At 70.9% G+C, this 17,169-nt stretch carries 15 protein-coding genes and 2 rRNA genes (1 of these 17 cut by a window edge); 4 read left to right on the top strand and 13 right to left on the bottom strand.

Annotated elements, in window-relative coordinates:
• Positions 1–40: 40 nt before the first annotated feature.
• The gene (locus tag ACKTSN_RS36180) at positions 41–1,720 is read left to right on the top strand and encodes a PucR family transcriptional regulator (protein ID WP_409472963.1); all 1,680 of its coding nucleotides are present in this window, start codon (positions 41–43) and stop codon (positions 1,718–1,720) included.
• On the opposite strand, the gene ACKTSN_RS36175 is transcribed toward ACKTSN_RS36180, so the two are convergent.
• The 6 genes from ACKTSN_RS36175 to ACKTSN_RS36150 form a co-directional block, all read right to left on the bottom strand.
• The gene (locus tag ACKTSN_RS36175; RefSeq protein WP_409472962.1) at positions 1,717–2,853 is read right to left on the bottom strand and encodes a glycosyltransferase family 4 protein; all 1,137 of its coding nucleotides are present in this window, start codon (positions 2,851–2,853) and stop codon (positions 1,717–1,719) included. The genes ACKTSN_RS36180 and ACKTSN_RS36175 overlap by 4 nt on opposite strands.
• 175 nt (positions 2,854–3,028) lie before the next feature.
• The gene (locus ACKTSN_RS36170; RefSeq protein ID WP_409472961.1) at positions 3,029–3,772 is read right to left on the bottom strand and encodes a hypothetical protein; all 744 of its coding nucleotides are present in this window, start codon (positions 3,770–3,772) and stop codon (positions 3,029–3,031) included.
• 2 nt (positions 3,773–3,774) lie between these two features.
• Positions 3,775–5,517, bottom strand: coding sequence for a DNA repair protein RecN (gene recN / locus ACKTSN_RS36165; RefSeq protein WP_409472960.1), 1,743 nt, complete (start codon positions 5,515–5,517; stop codon positions 3,775–3,777).
• Positions 5,518–5,645: 128 nt separating this feature from the next.
• Positions 5,646–6,551 (bottom strand): NAD kinase, encoded by a 906-nt coding sequence (locus ACKTSN_RS36160; protein WP_409472959.1) that lies wholly within the window; start codon positions 6,549–6,551, stop codon positions 5,646–5,648.
• A complete protein-coding gene (locus ACKTSN_RS36155) occupies positions 6,548–7,363 on the bottom strand; it encodes a hemolysin (protein ID WP_409472958.1) in 816 nt (271 codons plus the stop codon). Before ACKTSN_RS36155 ends, ACKTSN_RS36160 begins: the two co-directional genes overlap by 4 nt.
• Positions 7,364–7,370: 7 nt before the next feature.
• Positions 7,371–7,655 carry a hypothetical protein gene (locus ACKTSN_RS36150; protein ID WP_409472957.1) on the bottom strand — a complete coding sequence of 95 codons (285 nt, stop codon included), beginning with the start codon at positions 7,653–7,655 and terminating at the stop codon, positions 7,371–7,373.
• 42 nt (positions 7,656–7,697) lie between these two features.
• Between ACKTSN_RS36150 and ACKTSN_RS36145 the strand changes: the two genes are divergently transcribed.
• A complete protein-coding gene (locus ACKTSN_RS36145; RefSeq protein ID WP_409472956.1) occupies positions 7,698–8,045 on the top strand; it encodes an SCP2 sterol-binding domain-containing protein in 348 nt (115 codons plus the stop codon).
• Here ACKTSN_RS36145 and ACKTSN_RS36140 read toward each other — a convergent pair.
• The 4 genes from ACKTSN_RS36140 to ACKTSN_RS36125 all read right to left on the bottom strand — a co-directional run bounded on the left by ACKTSN_RS36140 (position 8,029) and on the right by ACKTSN_RS36125 (position 12,072).
• A complete protein-coding gene (locus ACKTSN_RS36140; RefSeq protein ID WP_409472955.1) occupies positions 8,029–8,898 on the bottom strand; it encodes an ABC transporter ATP-binding protein in 870 nt (289 codons plus the stop codon). The genes ACKTSN_RS36145 and ACKTSN_RS36140 overlap by 17 nt on opposite strands.
• Positions 8,895–9,932: a FecCD family ABC transporter permease gene (locus tag ACKTSN_RS36135; RefSeq protein ID WP_409472954.1), complete on the bottom strand. Its 1,038-nt coding sequence runs from the start codon at positions 9,930–9,932 to the stop codon at positions 8,895–8,897. Before ACKTSN_RS36135 ends, ACKTSN_RS36140 begins: the two co-directional genes overlap by 4 nt.
• Entirely contained in the window at positions 9,929–10,972 is a 1,044-nt protein-coding gene (locus ACKTSN_RS36130) for a FecCD family ABC transporter permease (RefSeq protein WP_409472953.1), read from the bottom strand. The genes ACKTSN_RS36135 and ACKTSN_RS36130 overlap by 4 nt, the downstream gene beginning before the upstream one ends.
• Positions 10,973–11,043: 71 nt before the next feature.
• On the bottom strand, positions 11,044–12,072 hold the full coding sequence (locus tag ACKTSN_RS36125) for an HAD hydrolase-like protein (RefSeq protein WP_409472952.1): 1,029 nt from the start codon (positions 12,070–12,072) through the stop codon (positions 11,044–11,046).
• 73 nt (positions 12,073–12,145) lie between these two features.
• Between ACKTSN_RS36125 and ACKTSN_RS36120 the strand changes: the two genes are divergently transcribed.
• Positions 12,146–13,438, top strand: coding sequence for a DUF1015 domain-containing protein (locus ACKTSN_RS36120; protein WP_409472951.1), 1,293 nt, complete (start codon positions 12,146–12,148; stop codon positions 13,436–13,438).
• Between the two features lie 54 nt (positions 13,439–13,492).
• Here ACKTSN_RS36120 and ACKTSN_RS36115 read toward each other — a convergent pair whose 3' ends face one another.
• Positions 13,493–14,230 carry a hypothetical protein gene (locus ACKTSN_RS36115; protein ID WP_409475005.1) on the bottom strand — a complete coding sequence of 246 codons (738 nt, stop codon included), beginning with the start codon at positions 14,228–14,230 and terminating at the stop codon, positions 13,493–13,495.
• Between the two features lie 60 nt (positions 14,231–14,290).
• Between ACKTSN_RS36115 and ACKTSN_RS36110 the strand changes: the two genes are divergently transcribed.
• Entirely contained in the window at positions 14,291–15,202 is a 912-nt protein-coding gene (locus ACKTSN_RS36110) for a hypothetical protein (protein ID WP_409475135.1), read from the top strand.
• 119 nt (positions 15,203–15,321) lie between these two features.
• On the opposite strand, the gene rrf is transcribed toward ACKTSN_RS36110, so the two are convergent.
• Positions 15,322–15,438: ribosomal RNA gene (gene rrf, locus ACKTSN_RS36105) — 5S ribosomal RNA — on the bottom strand.
• A 105-nt stretch (positions 15,439–15,543) separates the two neighbouring features.
• Positions 15,544–17,169: ribosomal RNA gene (locus tag ACKTSN_RS36100) — 23S ribosomal RNA — on the bottom strand; it runs 1,497 nt beyond the window's last position.

Here is a 17,169-nt window from a genome sequence, read left to right as displayed (position 1 = left end):
GAGATGTCGCCGGAGCGTTCGCGCAGGTAGCGTCCGCTGCATGGACAGCCGCACGGACCACCGATTCGACAGCCAGGGCGCCGGCATCACCGTTCAGCGGGCGCTGGAGCTGCCCGGGCTGCGCAGTGGGCTCCCCGAGGTGCTCGCGGGCGCCGACCGGCTGCAGCGGACCGTGCGCTGGGTGCACGCGGGCGAGGTGCCGAACATCGCCTCGCTGCTGAAGGGCGGCGAACTGCTGCTGACCACCGGCTATGGCCTGGGCACCCGGCCGGCCGACCAGCGGGCGTTCGTGCGCACCCTGGCCGAGCGGGGCATCGCGGCCCTGGTGGTCGAGCTGGGCCCGCGCTTCACCCGGCTGCCCGCCGCGCTGGTCGACACGGCGCGGGCGGCCGGGCTCCCGCTGGTCCAGCTGCACCGCGAGGTGCCGTTCGTGACGGTCACGGAGGAGATCCACACCGAGATCGTCAACGGCCACTACGCGCTGCTCCAGCAGGCGGAGGAGGTGCACCGGCGCTGCACCGAGGCCCTGCTGGGCGGCGGCGGAGTACCGCAGGTGCTCGGCATCCTGGCCGACTTCAGCGGCAACCCGGTCTTCCTGGAGACCTCCGACGGCCGGCTCCTGTACGCCGCCGGGGCCGGGCCCGAGGGTGCCGAACCGCTCCAGGTGTGGGAGGGGCTGCGCGGCCAGCACAAGGACACGCCGCCGCCGGCCGGGTCGGTGCTCGTGGACGTGCCGGGGGGCGGTCCGGGGACGGGGTCGGTGCGGGCCCGTCTCGTGCTCCTGCCGGTCCGCGCGCCCCTGGCGCCGGTGCACCGGATCGCGGCCGAGCGGGCCGCCGGCATCCTCGCCGTGGTCCTGATGCAGGCCCGTCAGGAGGAGGAGCTGGCGGCGCGCGGACGCGGCGACTTCCTCACCGACCTCGCCGAGGGCCGGATCACCCCGCAGGACGCCCCGGCGCAGGCGCGCGTCCTGGGCTTCAAGCCGGGCGCCGGCCCGCTGCTGCCGGTGGTGATGCGGCTGGGCGACGCGCTGACACCGGACGGGGGTACCGCCCGCTCGACCGGGGCCGAGAGCGGCGGCGGCTGGGCGGTGCTGGCCCGGGCGGTGGCGGAGGAGCTGGCCTCGGTGGGGGTGCCGGTACTGCTGGGCGTACGACCGGTCGAGGGCCGTGTCCCGTTGTTGCTCGGCCTGCGGTCGGAGTCGGAGCGCTCCGCGGTCGCCGACCGGGTCGCGGCAGCGCTGCGGGCGGGGGTGGAGCGGGCGGGGATGCAGCGGCCGGGAGCCCAGCCGCCGGTGGTGGTCGTCGGGGTGGCCGGCGGCTGGGCGGCGGCGTCGGCAGGGCTGCGGCACGCGGCGGAGACGGCCACCGCGGCACAGGGGCTCAGGGACCGTCCTTGGTACGACGCCCGGCGCCTGGACATCGACCTGCTGCTGTGGCGGCTGCGTGACCATCCCGACCTCGCGGCCTTTGTCGACCGCGCGATCGGCCCGATCCAGGACCACGACCGCCGCTCCAAACCCCCGCTGCTGCCCACCCTGGAGACGTACCTGGCACATGCGGGCCGCAAGGCGGAGACGGCCCGCGAGCTGCACCTCAACCGCCAGACGCTCTACAACCGCCTTGCCCGGATCGGCGAGTTGCTGGGCACCGACCTCGACGACCCGCAGACCGTACTGGCGTTGAGCCTGGCACTGCGGGCACGCCGGCACGTCGGTTAGGCGAACGGCCTGGCCTGCGTCAACTCGTCGTAGATGCTGAGGACTTGGGCGACGGTCTCGTCCTCGGTCGGCCAGGTGGCCGCCTGCCGCAGACCCATCTCCTTGAGCTGCTCCCGCCGTTCGGGGTCGGTGAGGAGCCGTACGACGGCGTCGGCGAATGCCTCCGCATCTCCCGCCGGGACGAGTTCGGCGGCGTCGCCGACGAGTTCGGGGATGCCGCCGACCGAGGTGGCGACCAGCGGCACGCGCGCGTGCAGGGCCTCCTGCGCGAGCACGGACCGGGACTCCCACCGGCTCGGCAGCAGGGCGAGGTCGGCGGACGCGAGCAGTTCGGCCACGTCGTCACGCCGCCCGATGAGCCGCACCGGCAGCCCCTCCTCCTCGATCCGGCGCTGCAGCACCTGCCGCAACGGCCCCTCCCCCGCGATGACGACCAGTGGCACGGGATCGAGCCGACGCCAGGCACGCGAGGCGTCCAGCAGGACGTCGTAACCGCGCTGCGGGTCGAGGGAGCCGACGGCCATCAGCAACGGACGTCCGGTGGCGCCGAGTTCGGCCCGGATCTTGGGGCGCAGCCGGTCGGGGTCGTCGCGCTCGACGGGCGTGCGCTGCCCGGGCAGGGCGACGGCGGCGAGCCGGGCGTCCCGGGCGCCCGCCCTGCGCGCCCGGTCGACGAGGTCCGAGGTGGTCCCGAGCACGACCGCGGCGGCCTTGACCACCCGGCGCTCCAGCAGGCGCAGAAAGCGGGCGCGCGCCCCCTCGGCGTGTGCGCGGTTGTGCCAGGTGACGACCAGCGGGGTGCCCCGTCCGCCGAGGGCGAGCGCGGCCCGGAAGGAGGCGTGCAGTCCGTGCGCGTGCACCAGGTCGGCGCCCGTGCAGGCCGCCCGCAGCACGGCCACGGACGCGGGATCGCTGCTGCGCGGCACATGGACGTGCTCGGCTCCGGCGCCGGTGAAGTCGTAGGTGTGATCCGCATCGAGGGGGGCGCACACGGTGACCCGCACGCCCCGTGCGACGAGCCCCGCGGCAAGAGAGCGCACATGTGCGCTGCTGCCGGCGTTGCCTCCGCCCAGCACCTGCACGGTGCGCAGCGGCGACTGGCCGTGCGGTGAGGGGCTGCTCACGGGGGTCACGTGGCCGGGGCTCCTGGTTCGGCGTCGGACGGTCACGAAGCAACGTACAGAAGGATCGTGCGGAGGGGGTGTACCGCTCGGCTTCCTGGCGTACCCGCCCAAGCATGCCAGGGCATACGGCCGTCAAGGGCCCGTCGACCGCCTCGGCCGTAGGCAACCCAGCGACCCGAGTCACTCACACGAGTGACCTCGCCAACTCGCTGACCCGATCGCCGCAGACCGCCGCGGCCACGACCGCCGCAGCGTGGACGGCCAGCCCGATCCGCCCTCCCCCACCGACGACAACGGCTGCCCCGAGGGCGGCTCCCAGCGCATGCGCGCCGGTGTCACCGATCATCGCGCGCTCCCTCAGGTCATCGGGCAGCACCGCGGCAGCCACCCCCGACGTGGCGGCGGCCATGTCCGCGCCCGGCCCCTTCCGCAGCAGCCCCGGCGCCGCGAGTGCGAGGACCGCTCCGGCAGCCCTCCCGGGCCGTACGTCCATGAGGTTGACGAAGTGCGCGGCACCGGCGATCACGACGCCGGCCAGCACCTTGTCCAGCGGCCGCTCCTTGAGCGCCGCGCCCGCGAGCAGCCCGGCCGCGGAGATCCCGAACAGCTTGACGGCACCGCTGGTGACCTCACCGTCCCGCAGCGCCGCCAGATGCGCCCGGAAGCCGCGCCGGTGATCCCCGGCGACGTCGTCATACGCCCCGCAGGCGCCGACGGCCACCAGGGCGGCCCCCGCGAGCGGACTCACTCGCCCGACGCCGGCCGCCGCCGCGAGGGCGGCCGCGGGTCCGGCGTACAACTCCACGGTCCTCCCGGCGTAGTTCTTCCGTTCCCACCGCTCCCGCCCACCGGGCGCGGTGGCCCGCAGGGCGGCGAGTCCGGCGCGGGTGAGGGCGGCCGTGATGGCGAGGGAGGTGGACCTCGACACCGTCACACGTCCGCCCGAGCCGTCTTGAGCAGCTCCTCCGCATGCGCCCGGGCCGTCTGCGAGTCCTCCTGCCCGGCCAGCATCCGCGACAGCTCCCGGATCCGCTCCTCGCCCTCCAGAACCTTGACGCCGGACCGGGTCACCGACCCCTCGTTCGTCTTCTCGACCAGCAACTGCCGGTCGGCGAAGGCGGCCACCTGCGGCAGATGCGTCACCACGACGACCTGCGCGGTCTTCGCCAGCCGCGCCAGCCGCCGCCCGATCTCGACCGCGGCCTTGCCGCCCACGCCGGCGTCCACCTCGTCGAAGAGATACGTCGGCACGGGATCCGTCCCCGCGAACACGACCTCCACGGCCAGCATCACGCGGGACAGCTCACCGCCGGACGCACCCTTGGCGATGGGCCGGGGCGGCGCGCCCGGGTGGGGCGCGAGCAGCAGCTCCACCTCGTCGACACCGGACTGCCCGTACGCCACCGCACGTCCGCCGACCTCGACGCCCTCCGGGTCCTCGGTCTGCCGGATCGAGAACGACACGCGCGCGTGCGGCATGGCCAGCGAGGCCAGTTCGGCGGTCACTGCGGCGGCGAACCGCTTCGCCGCCTCGGTGCGCGCATCCGTCAACGCCTGCGCCAGCCCGCCCAGTTCGGTCCGCAGCGCGTCCCGTTCGGCGGTCAGCTCCCCGATCCGCTCGTCATCGCTGTCGAGCTCGGTGAGCCGCGCGGCGCCCTGCTCGGCATAAGCGAGTACGGCGTTGATGTCCTCGCCGTACTTCCGGGTCAGCGCGGTCAGCGCGGCCCGCCGCTCCTCGACGGCGGCCAGCCGCAGCGGATCGGCGTCGAGATCGTCGGCGTACCCGGCCAACTCCCCCGCCACGTCGCCCAGCAGGATCCCGACCTCCCCGATCCGGTCGGCCAGCGAGGCCAGCGCCGGATCGTGGGACCGTACGGCCTCCAGGGCCCGGTGCGCGCCCGCGACGAGGGTCGAGGCGTCGACGCCCTCGGGGTCCTCCGGGTTGCCCACGAGCGCGGCGTGCGCGGCGGCCGCGGCCGACGCCAGCGCCTCCGCGTGCCCGAGCCGCTCGGCCTCCTCGGCCAGCTCCACGTCCTCACCGGCCCGCGGTTCCACGGCGGCGATCTCGTCGAGCCCGTACCGCAGCATGTCGGCTTCCTGGGCCCGCTCACGCGCGCGTGTGGTGATTTCCTCCAGCTCGGCGGAGACGGCCCGCAGCCGCCGGTAGGCCTCTGTGTACTTGGCGAGCGGCACGGCGACGGCGTCACCGGCATACCGGTCCAGTGCCTGCCGCTGCCGGGACAGCTTCAGCAGCCCCTGCTGATCGGTCTGCCCGTGCACGGCGACCAGCTCGTCGGCCAGCTCGGCCAGCACCCCCACGGGCACCGACCGCCCACCCAGATGCGCCCGCGACCGCCCCTCGGCGGAAACGGTACGGCTGATCAGCAAGGCTCCGTCGTCGAGCTCGGCCCCGGCCTCCTCGGCCCGTACGGCGACCGAGGCGTTGTCGGGCACGGTGATCCGCCCCTCCACGACCGCTTTCCCGGCTCCGATCCGCACGAGCGCCGGATCCGCACGCCCACCCAGCAACAGCCCCAGGCTGGTGACCACCATGGTCTTGCCCGCACCCGTCTCACCGGTGACCGCGGTGAACCCCGGCGACAGCTCGACGACGGCATCGTCGATGACTCCGAGTGACCGTATCCGCATCTCCTCCAACACGGACACGACCATACGAGGTCGGGGCAGGGAAGTGCACGCGGCCCACCCATGTCACCCACGTGAGTGCATGCCGCTAAGGGGCACGATCAACCACAAACAACCCGCAGTCGCCCACGCACCGAAACACCCACGGCGAACCGCTAATGCGGCGCCCCCCGCCACCCGGAAACCGGCAACGCAAACTTCGCCACCAGCCGATCCGTGAACGAAGCATGATGCAGCCGAGCCAGCCGCACCGGCACAGCCCCCCGCCGCACCTCGACCCGCGCCCGAGGAGGCAACTCCACGGTCCGCCGCCCGTCACACCACAAGACCCCCGGCGGAATATGCGGCGCCACCTCCACCGCGAGCACCGAGTCCGGTGACGTCACCAACGGCTTCGCGAACAGTGCATGCGCACTGATCGGCACCATCAACAGCGCCTCCACCTCGGGCCACACCACAGGCCCACCCGCGGAAAACGCATACGCGGTCGATCCGGTGGGCGTCGAGAGAACGATCCCGTCACACCCGAACCCCGTCACCGGCCGCCCGTCGATCTCGAGCACGACCTCGAGCAGTTTCTCGGCGCCCGCCTTCTGCACGGCCGCCTCGTTCAGCGCCCAGTCGGTGTGCACGATGTCCCCGTTGCTGAGCACGACGACATCGACGGTCATCCGCTCCTCGACCTCGTACGCCCGCGTCACCACCCGGTCGACAACCTTGTCGAGATCGTCCCGCTCGGCCTCGGCGAGGAACCCGACCCGCCCGAGGTTGACGCCGAGCATCGGCACCCCGGAGGCTCGGGCGAACTCCGCGCCCCGCAGCAGCGTCCCGTCACCACCGAGCACGATGAGCAGCTCGCACCCGTCGAGGCACTGCGGGGTCGCCTCCTTGACGAGTTCCACCTCGTCCGGCAGGGGCAGATCCTCCGCCTCCGCCTCCAGCACCCGGACGCCGATCCCCGACCGCAGCAGCCCCTTGACCACCAGCTCGGCGCTGCGGATCGCCGCGGGTCGCCCGGTGTGGGCCAGCAGGAAAACAGTACGAGCTCGGTTCGGTGTCAACGCGGCCCCTCCGCCACTGCACGGTCAACGTCGGCCGGGTCCAGTCGGGGAGCCCCGGCCCGCAGCCACAGAAAGTACTCGACATTCCCCGAGGGCCCGGGCAACGGACTGGCCGTCACACCCTTCACCCCGAGCCCCAGCTCCCAGGCCCGCTCGGCCACCCCGCGCACGGCCTCGGCCCGCAACTGCGGACTCCGTACGACTCCCCCGCTGCCCAGTCGCTCCTTGCCCACCTCGAACTGCGGCTTCACCATCATCACCAGATCGGCGTCCGGCCGCACGCATCGCACCAGTGCGGGCAGGACCAGTCCCAAGGGGATGAAGGACAGATCCCCCACCACAAGATCCACAGGTTCCCCATCGATCGCCTCAAGCGTCAACTCGCGTACGTTCGTACGGTCCTTGACCGTGACGCGTTCATCGCTCTGCAGACTCCAGGCGAGTTGCCCGTATCCGACGTCGACGGCGACGACATGCGCGGCCCCCGCCCGCAGCAGCACGTCGGTGAAGCCTCCGGTGGACGCACCGGCGTCCAGCGCCCGCCGCCCCTCGACGACGAGCCCCTGCGGGACGAACGCCTTCAGCGCGCCGGCGAGCTTGTGGCCGCCCCGCGACACGTAGTCGGGATCGTTGTCGTCGGCCGCGACGACGATGGCCGCCGCGGTCTCCACCTGCGTGGCCGGCTTGGTCGCGACGGTCCTGCCGACGGTGACCCGCCCGGCGGCGATCAGCTGGCCGGCATGCTCACGCGAGCGCGCAAGCTTGCGGCGGACCAGCTCCGCGTCGAGACGGCGACGTGCGACTCCTGCCACGTTCGGTTCAGCTCCTACTGCCATACGACGATGGGGGCACCGGAGGTCCCGGGCGGGCGTCGAGCGCGGTGAGCGCGTCGCGCAGCCCCCGATGTACATCCTCGTACACCTCGAGGTGTCCGTCCGTGGCGAGGTGGTCGGCGTCGGCCAGCCGCTCCAGCTGTGCGTCGACCTCGGGGTTGCCGGTGGGGGTGCGGGGAACCTCGAGCGGGGCGGGGGCGGCGGGGTCGTACTCGGGCTGCGCCGGCGCCGCCTCCTGAGGGATCTCCGTCTGCTGAACCGAGTCGTTCATGCCCCGACGCTACCCCGAAGCGCTGGGGTACCGTCGATCGCTATGGCCACGATCGAGGAGTGCCGCGCCGCACTGGAGAAACTCTCGGACAACATGCAGCACGCCGAGGGCGACGTCCGGGCTGCCGCCGCGCTGGACCGCTCGGTGAGCTGCCGTATCACCGATCTGGACATCACCTTCGTCGGCCGCCTCGAGGACGGCCGGATCAATGTGCACGACACTCTCCAGGGACCGCCGCCCGAGAAGGCGCAGATCCGGCTGACGCTGGCCGGCGACGACCTGGTGGCGCTGGTGGACGGCGAGCTGAACTTCGCGAAGGCCTGGGGCTCGGGCCGGGTGAAGCTGGAGGCGAGCCTGTTCGACCTGTTCCGCCTCAGGAAGCTTCTGTAGCCGCCACGGCCGGGGCTTTCGCCCGGGCCTTGCGCGCCGCCGGCACCACGAGCGGGGTCCCGGTCTCCGGGTCGTCGATGACCTGGCAGCGCAGCCCGAAGACCTCCTCCACCAGCTCGGCGGTGACGATGTCGTTCGGCGCACCCTCGGCGATCACCTCGCCGCCGCGCAGCGCGATGAGGTGCGTGGCGTACCGGGCGGCGTGGTTGAGGTCGTGCAGAACGGCCACCAGGGTGCGGCCCTGCTCCTCGTGCAGCTCGGCGCACAGGTCGAGGACGTCTATCTGGTGCTGGATGTCCAGGTATGTCGTCGGCTCGTCGAGCAGCAGCAACGGCGTCTGCTGGGCGAGCGCCATCGCGATCCAGACGCGCTGGCGCTGACCACCCGACAACTCGTCGACATAACGATCCGCGAGCTCCGCGACACCGGTCTGCGCCATGGACTCCTGCACGACCCGCTCGTCCTCGGTGGACCACTGGCGCAGGAGCCCCTGGTGCGGATAGCGGCCACGGCCCACGAGGTCGGCGACCGTGATCCCGTCCGGCGCGATCGACGACTGGGGCAGCAGGCCGAGGGTCCGGGCGACCTTCTTCGCGGGCATCGACTGAATGACCTGCCCGTCCAGCAGCACCCGGCCCTGGCTGGGCTTGAGCATTCGCGACAGCGCGCGCAGCAGCGTCGACTTGCCGCATGCGTTCGGACCGACGATCACGGTGAAGGAGTTGTCGGGGATCTCCACCGACAACTGCTCGGCGATGACGCGCTGGTCGTAGGCGAGGGTGACGCTCTCGGCGGTCAGGCGGTTCACGGTGCTCCTTGTGTTGTTCAGCTCGGTGCTGTTGCTCGCCGTCATATCCGGCCCGCCCTGCGCTCGGTGACCAGCAGCCACAGCAGGTAGACACCGCCGAGCACGCCGGTGACCACGCCCACGGGCAGCTGGTCGGCGCCGAAGACGCGCTGCGAGATCCAGTCGGCGGTGACCAGCAGGGCGGCGCCCATGCACAGGGACGGCAGCAGGTTCGGGCCGGGCGAGCGGGTCAGGCGGCGGGCGAGCTGCGGCGCGGTGAGCGCGACGAAGCTGACGGGGCCGGCGGCGGCGGTGGCCGCCGCGGTGAGCAGGACGGCGGCCACCATCAGCAGCAGCCGTACGCGCTCGACACGCACCCCGAGGGCGTACGAGACGTCGTCGCCCATCTCCAGCATCCGCAGCCCCCGTGCATTGGCCAGCACGAGCGGTACGAGGACGGCGCACAGCGCGAGCAGCGGCCAGACCTGCTCCCAGTCCCGGCCGCTGAGCGAGCCGGTCATCCAGACCACCGCGCGGGCCGCGTCGACGATGTCCGCCTTGGTCAGCAGATAGCCGTTGACGGCCGTGACGACGGCGGACACACCGATACCGACCAGGACCAGCCGATAGCCGTGCACGCCCTGCTTCCAGGCCAGCACGTAGATGGCGAGCCCGGTCCCCAGACCGCCCACGAGCGCGCCGAGGGTGACGGCGTTCGCGCTCCCGGAGAACAGCACGATCATGACGAGCGCACCGGCCGTCGCCCCCTGACCGAGACCGAGCACGTCCGGGCTGCCCAGCGGATTGCGGGAGATCGACTGGAACAGCGCACCGCCGAGACCCAGCGAGGCGCCGACCAGCAGCGCGACCAGGACCCGCGGCAGCCGCAGCTCGTTGACGATGAACTCCTGACCGGCATCGCCGTTCCCGACCAGGGTCTTCAGCACGTCGCCGGCCGGGATCGGGAAGTCGCCGGTACCGATCAGCACGACGCTCGCGGCGAGCGCGGCGAGCAGCAGCAGGAGGACGACGGCGAGGGTCCGCACGTCCAGGCGCACGGACAGCCCGCCCGGCGTGCGCACGGCACGGTTGGTCTTCACAGCTGGGCCGTCCTCCGCCGTCGTACGAGAAAGATGAAGACCGGCCCGCCGATGATCGCGGTGACGATGCCGACCTGGACCTCCGCGGGCCGGGCGACGATCCGGCCGAGCACATCCGCGCCGAGCAGCAGCACGGGCGACAGAATCGCCGCATACGGCAGGATCCAGCGCAGATCCGGCCCGGTGAAGGACCGCACGACATGCGGAACCATCAGTCCGACGAACACGATCGGCCCGCAGGCTGCGGTCGCGGCCCCGCACAGCACGGTGGCGGCGAGCATCGACAGCGCCCGGGTCCGGTTCAGGTTGGCGCCCAGCGCCTTGGCGGTGTCGTCGCCCATGGCCATGGCGTTCAGCGGCCGGGCGAGCGCGAGCGCGAGGAGCGAGCCGACCAGGAAGAAGGGCAGCACCTGTGTGATGGTCTCGTCGGTCGCCGAGGTCAGCGAACCGACCGTCCAGAAGCGCATCTTGCCCAGCGCGGCATCGTCCATGATCATCACGGCCTGGAGATAGCCGTAGAGCGCGGCGCTGATCGCGGTCCCGGCCAGCGCGAGCCGGACCGGCGTGGCCCCCCGGCTACCGCCCAGGAACCACACCAGCGCCCCGACCGCGGCCGCGCCGAAGAACGCGAACCACACATAGCCGCTCAGGCTCGTCACGCCGAAGTAGGTGAGGGCGGTGACGACCGCCGCGGACGCGCCCGCGTTGATGCCGAGCAGTCCGGGATCGGCCAGCGGATTGCGGGTGAGCGCCTGCAACACGGCCCCGGACAGACCGAGCGCCGCGCCGGCGAGGAGCCCGAGGACCGTCCGGGACAGCCGTTCGTCGACCACGACGTCGCCGTAGGTCCCCGTGCTCTGGAACAGGCCGTGCCAGACCTGCTCCGGAGAGAGCTCCTTCGCGCCGACGGCGATGCTCGCCAGCGCGACGAGCACCATGATCGCCACGGCCACGAGCAGCCCAAAGGCACGTATCACCCGGCGGTTCGGAGGCGCAGAGGTGAGGTCCGCGCGCTGTTCGGGAGGACTTTCAACCAACACGTGGTTAGGTTAGCCTACCCTCTGATCGGATCAAGATCCCGACCCCGGCGCAGGGAAGAGCTGACCCCGTCTCACAAACCCAGCCGCGCCAGCGCCTTCCCCCCGTCCAGCTCGCACGCCCCCTCACCGGCCGCCGTCCAGGCCGCGGCGCACAGGGCGCGCAGTCCGTCCACGGGCTCGCCGTCACCGTCGAGTTCCAGCCGCTCCGCGCCGGCCGTCGCCGTCCAGCCTCCGCACCGGAATCCGTCGCCCGCCTCGGCGATCTCCGGCTGCCCGGTGAGCAGCCCCCGCAGATCGGCGTCGACATACGTCGGCCGGTGCTGCGGCGGCGCGGCGAGCAGCTGCGGCCCGTCGGTCACGCCGGTCAGGACGAGCAGCGAGTCGACCTCGCCGTTGAACGCGCCCTCGATGTCCGTGTCCAGCCGGTCCCCCACCACCAGCGGCCGCTTCGCCCCCGTGCGCAGGACCGTCTCCCGGTGCATCGGAGGCAGCGGCTTGCCCGCGATCTGCGGCTCGGCGCCGGTCGCGATCCGCACCACCTCCACGGCAGCGCCGTTGCCCGGCGCGATCCCGCGTGCGCTCGGAATCGTCAGGTCGGTGTTCGACGCGAACCACGGCACGCCCGCCGCGATGGCGTAGCACGCCTCGTTGAAGCGCCCCCACGGCAACTCCGGCCCGCCGAACCCCTGCACGACCGCCGCCGGATCGTCGTCCGCCGACTCGACGGGAACGAGCCCGCGCTCCCGCAGCGCCACCCGCAGCCCCTCACCGCCGATCACCAGTACCCGGGCTCCCGACGGCACCTGCTCGGCGATCAGCCGCGCCACCGCCTGCGCCGAAGTGATCACGTCCGAGGCCGTCGTGGGTATGCCCAGCGCGGTCAGATGCGAGGCCACGGTGTCCGGGGTCCGCAGCGCGTTGTTGGTGACGTACGCGAGGTGCATCCCGCCCGCCCGGGCCGCACCGAGCGAGTCGACCGCGTGCACGATCGCGTTCCCGCCCGCGTACACCACTCCGTCCAGGTCGAGCAGCGCCGTGTCGTACGCCTCGCTGAGCGCCTGCCCACAGCCCTCGGGCCTGGTCCTGACCCCCTGGCTCATTCCGCATCTCTCCTCGGTTCGGCCTCTTTCCCCCGATCATCCCCCATGCCACCGACACACGTACGATGCCGAGATGAACACAGCAGGTCACCCGGAAGCAACGACGCGCCGAGGCCTGGAACTCACCCCGTTCCGAGGGCTCCGCTACGACCCCGACCGGGTCGGCAGCCTGGCCGCCGTGACATCCCCTCCCTACGACGTCGTCGTGCGCCCCGACGGCCTGCAGCACCTGCAGTCGGCCGACCCGCACAACATCGTCCGTCTGATCCTCCCCGAGGCCGCCACCCCCACCGCCCGTAACGCACAGGCCGCGGACACCCTGCGCCGCTGGCTCACCGACGGAATCCTCACCCCCGACCCGGAGCCCGGCCTCTACGTATACGAACAGCACGACGGCAACGGCATGCTCCAGCGCGGACTCATCGGCGCCCTGCGGGTCTCGGATCCGACGGAGGGTGTGGTCCTGCCGCACGAGGACGTCATGCCGCACATCGTCGCCGACCGCGCGGACCTGATGCGCGCCACCTCCGCGAACCTCGAGCCCCTCCTCCTGACCTACCGCGGCAACGGCCCGGCGGCCGCCACGACCGAAGTCGTGGAACGCACAGCCGAGAAGCCCCCCCTGCTCGCCACGACCACGGAGGACGGCTTCAGCCACCGCCTCTGGTCCGTCACGGACCCCGGCGACGTGGCCCGGATCCAGTCCGATCTCGCCCACCGCCAGGCCCTGATCGCCGACGGCCACCACCGCTGGGCCACCTACTGCCTCCTGCGCGCCGAGCACCCGTCCCCCAGCCCCTGGGACTACGGCCTGGTCCTGCTGGTCGACACCGCCCGCTACCCCCTGCGCGTCCGCGCCATCCACCGCCTTCTGCACGGACTGCCGGTGGCCGACGCCCTCGCCGCCCTCGACGGCTGGTTCCGTGTACGCCGCCTCGACGCACCGCTGACCGAGGCGCTTGCCGCCCTCGGCGACGCGGCGTCCGCCGGCAACGCCTTCCTCCTGGCCGGCGACGGCGCCTTCCACCTGGTGGACCGCCCGGACCCGGACCTGCTCTCCCGTACGGTCCCCACCGACCGCCCCACCGCATGGCGCACCCTCGACGCCACGGTCCTGCACGCCACGCTCCTCGCCCACGTCTGGCACATCCCCGAGGACTCCCCCACGCACATCGCCTACATCCACGACGCGTCCGCCACGGTCACCAAGGCGGAACGCGACGGCGGCACGGCCGTACTGATGCACCCCGTCCGCGAGGAAGTCGTACGGGACCTCGCCCGCCAAGGCGTCACGATGCCCCGCAAGTCGACGTCGTTCGGCCCGAAACCGGCGTCCGGCCTGGTGCTGCGCGTACTGGACATCTGACATACGAAGGGGGCGGGACCCGTCTCCGGGTCCCACCCCCTTCACTCGGGCACGTCAGTGCTTGTCGTCGTCCCGGCCTTCACCGGTCTCGTCACTCAGCTCACTCTCACTCTCGTCGAGAGCGTCGACGAACTCCACGCCGTCCAGCTCGGCAAGCCGGTCCGAGGCATCCGTGCTGCCGTCCCGGTCCGCCTCGACGGCCTTCGCGAACCACTCCCGTGCCTCGCGCTCCCGCCCGGCCGCGAGCAGTGCGTCGGCGTAGGCGTACCGCAGGCGCGCGGTCCACGACTGTACGGAGCTGGAGGCCAGCTCGGGGCTCTGCAGCGTCACGATGGCCGCGTCGAGCTGCCCCATGTCACGCCGGGCACCGGCCGCGACCAGCCGCATCTCCACCTGCCCGGCCTTGTCGAGCTTGTGCACCTCGGGCGCGCCGGCCATGTCGAGCGCCTTCTCCGGCCGTCCCAGGCCCCGCTCGCAGTCGGCCATGACGGGCCACAGATCGACGTTGCCGGTCATACGCCGCGCCGCACGGAACTCGGCCAGCGCCTCCCCGTACTTCTGGTTCGCGTACGCCGCGAACCCGGCAGCTTCCCGAACGGCCGCCACGCGCGAGGCCAGCCGCAGGGCGACCTTGGAGTAGCCGTACGCCCTCTCGGGGTCCTCGTCGATGAGCCTGGCGACCATCACCAGGTTCTTGGCGACATCGTCCGCGAGCGTCTTCGGCAGGCTCTGCAGCTCCTGCCGTACGTCCTTGTCGATCTCGTCGCCGGTCACGTCCTCGGGGATCGGCAGCCGCTTGATCGGCTCACGGTCACGGTCCCGCTCCTCACGGAACCGGCCGCCACCGCCACCGTGCCGGTCGTCGCGGCCACGGAAGCCACCAGGGCGGCCACCACGGTCGTCCCTACGCGGCGCACCACGCCCACCACGGTCGTCCCGACCCCGGTACCCACCGCGCTCACCCCGGCTGTCGTCGCGGCGCCCGTAGCCACCGCGCTCCCCGCCCCGACGATCGTCCCGCCGGAACCCACCGCGCTCACCTCGGTCACCCCGCTCATCCCGCCGGAAGCCACGGTCGCGGTCGTCCCGGCGGTCATCGCGGCGGTCGTCCCGGCGGTCGTCCCGGCGGTCATCGCGGCGGTCATCGCGGCGACCGTATCCACCGCGGTCACTGTCACGCCGGACATCGCGGCGCTCGTCGCGGCGGTCGTCCCGGCGGACATCACGACGGTCATCGCGGCGGTCATCGCGGCGGAAGCCACCACGGTCATCACCACGCCGATCGTCGCGTCGGCCGTACCCGCCACGGTCATCGTCCCGACGGATGGAAGGACGGTCACCACGGTCGTCGTCCCGACGGAAAGCAGGGCGGTCACCGCGGTCGTCCCGCCGGAACCCACCGGGACGGCTGCCACGGTCGTCCCGACGCGGCCCACGGTCACGGTCACCGCGCTGGAAGGACGGACGCGATCCACGGTCACTGTCACGCCGGCCGTATCCACCCCGGTCACTGTCACGGCGATCATCGCGCCTGTCGTCGCGGCGATCATCGCGGCGGAAGCCACCACGCCCACCCCGGTCATCACCGCGGCGATCGTCGCGCCGGCCGTACCCGCCACGGTCGTTGTCCCGCCGGAAACCGCCGCGGTCACCACGGTCACCACGATCGCCGCGGTAGCCGCCTCGGTCGCCGCGATCCCCACCATCCCGTCGCCGCGGGTCGCGCTCCGGTCGGTCCTCGGGAGAGTTGGTGGACATCGGTGACTCCTGTCTTCGGTACCGCAAGTCATTCTCGCGCAGCCGCGTACGCCGCGCGCTCTGGAAAAAACAAAAGGACCCCTGGTCCCAGCTGAACGCTGGTGACCAGGGGTCCTTCAAAGATTGTTCGGCGGCGTCCTACTCTCCCACAGGGTCCCCCCTGCAGTACCATCGGCGCTGTGAGGCTTAGCTTCCGGGTTCGGAATGTAACCGGGCGTTTCCCTCACGCTATGACCACCGAAACCCTATTGGTTTCGAGCGAACAAGCACACTCTTCAATTGTCTGTTCGACTCAAAGCCGGCAACTGTTCGTTGCCTCAGAACTGACACAGTGGACGCGAGCAACTGAGGACAAGCCCTCGGCCTATTAGTACCGGTCAACTCCACACGTTGCCGTGCTTCCATATCCGGCCTATCAACCCAGTCGTCTACTGGGAGCCTTACCCCATCACGTGGGTGGGAGTCCTCATCTCGAAGCAGGCTTCCCGCTTAGATGCTTTCAGCGGTTATCCCTCCCGAACGTAGCCAACCAGCCATGCCCTTGGCAGGACAACTGGCACACCAGAGGTTCGTCCGTCCCGGTCCTCTCGTACTAGGGACAGCCCTTCTCAAGACTCCTGCGCGCACAGCGGATAGGGACCGAACTGTCTCACGACGTTCTAAACCCAGCTCGCGTACCGCTTTAATGGGCGAACAGCCCAACCCTTGGGACCGACTCCAGCCCCAGGATGCGACGAGCCGACATCGAGGTGCCAAACCATCCCGTCGATATGGACTCTTGGGGAAGATCAGCCTGTTATCCCCGGGGTACCTTTTATCCGTTGAGCGACGGCGCTTCCACAAGCCACCGCCGGATCACTAGTCCCGACTTTCGTCCCTGCTCGACCCGTCGGTCTCACAGTCAAGCTCCCTTGTGCACTTACACTCAACACCTGATTGCCAACCAGGCTGAGGGAACCTTTGGGCGCCTCCGTTACCCTTTAGGAGGCAACCGCCCCAGTTAAACTACCCATCAGACACTGTCCCTGATCCGGATCACGGACCCAGGTTAGACATCCAGCACGACCAGACTGGTATTTCAACGACGACTCCCCCCGAACTGGCGTCCAGGGCTCACAGTCTCCCAGCTATCCTACACAAGCCGAACCGAACACCAATATCAAACTGCAGTAAAGGTCCCGGGGTCTTTCCGTCCTGCTGCGCGAAACGAGCATCTTTACTCGTAGTGCAATTTCACCGGGCCTATGGTTGAGACAGTCGAGAAGTCGTTACGCCATTCGTGCAGGTCGGAACTTACCCGACAAGGAATTTCGCTACCTTAGGATGGTTATAGTTACCACCGCCGTTTACTGGCGCTTAAGTTCTCAGCTTCGCCCACCCGAAGGTGAGCTAACCGGTCCCCTTAACGTTCCAGCACCGGGCAGGCGTCAGTCCGTATACATCGCCTTACGGCTTCGCACGGACCTGTGTTTTTAGTAAACAGTCGCTTCTCGCTGGTCTCTGCGGCCACCCCCAGCTCACACTGCAAGAGTGATCACCGGGTGTGGCCCCCCTTCTCCCGAAGTTACGGGGGCATTTTGCCGAGTTCCTTAACCATAGTTCACCCGAACGCCTCGGTATTCTCTACCTGACCACCTGAGTCGGTTTAGGGTACGGGCCGCCATGAAACTCGCTAGAGGCTTTTCTCGACAGCATAGGATCATCCACTTCACCACAATCGGCTCGGCATCAGGTCTCAGCCGTATGCAAGGCGGATTTGCCTGCCTTGCGTCCTACACCCTTACCCCGGGACAACCACCGCCCGGGATGGACTACCTTCCTGCGTCACCCCATCACTCACCTACTACCAGCTCGGGTCACCGGCTCCACCACTCCGCGCTTGTCCGAAGACGCACACGGCGGTTTCACGGGCTTAGCATCACCGGATTCGATGTTTGACGCTTCACAGCGGGTACCGGAATATCAACCGGTTA

It is taken from the genome of Streptomyces flavusporus, assembly GCF_046267975.1.
Lineage (GTDB): Bacteria > Actinomycetota > Actinomycetes > Streptomycetales > Streptomycetaceae > Streptomyces > Streptomyces flavusporus.
The sequence above is the reverse complement of the archived record's forward strand: the minus strand, read 5'-3'. Positions and strand labels throughout refer to the sequence as shown.

Excerpts from the sequence above, each read along its gene's own strand:
- ACKTSN_RS36125 (WP_409472952.1), bottom strand. The coding sequence starts at position 12,072 with ATGAGCCAGGGGGTCAGGACCAGGCCCGAGGGCTGTGGGCAGGCGCTC.
- ACKTSN_RS36145 (WP_409472956.1), top strand. The coding sequence starts at position 7,698 with ATGGCCACGATCGAGGAGTGCCGCGCCGCACTGGAGAAACTCTCGGAC.
- ACKTSN_RS36180 (WP_409472963.1), top strand. The coding sequence starts at position 41 with ATGGACAGCCGCACGGACCACCGATTCGACAGCCAGGGCGCCGGCATC.
- recN (WP_409472960.1), bottom strand. The coding sequence starts at position 5,517 with ATGGTCGTGTCCGTGTTGGAGGAGATGCGGATACGGTCACTCGGAGTC.
- ACKTSN_RS36120 (WP_409472951.1), top strand. The coding sequence starts at position 12,146 with ATGAACACAGCAGGTCACCCGGAAGCAACGACGCGCCGAGGCCTGGAA.
- ACKTSN_RS36140 (WP_409472955.1), bottom strand. The coding sequence starts at position 8,898 with ATGACGGCGAGCAACAGCACCGAGCTGAACAACACAAGGAGCACCGTG.
- ACKTSN_RS36150 (WP_409472957.1), bottom strand. The coding sequence starts at position 7,655 with ATGAACGACTCGGTTCAGCAGACGGAGATCCCTCAGGAGGCGGCGCCG.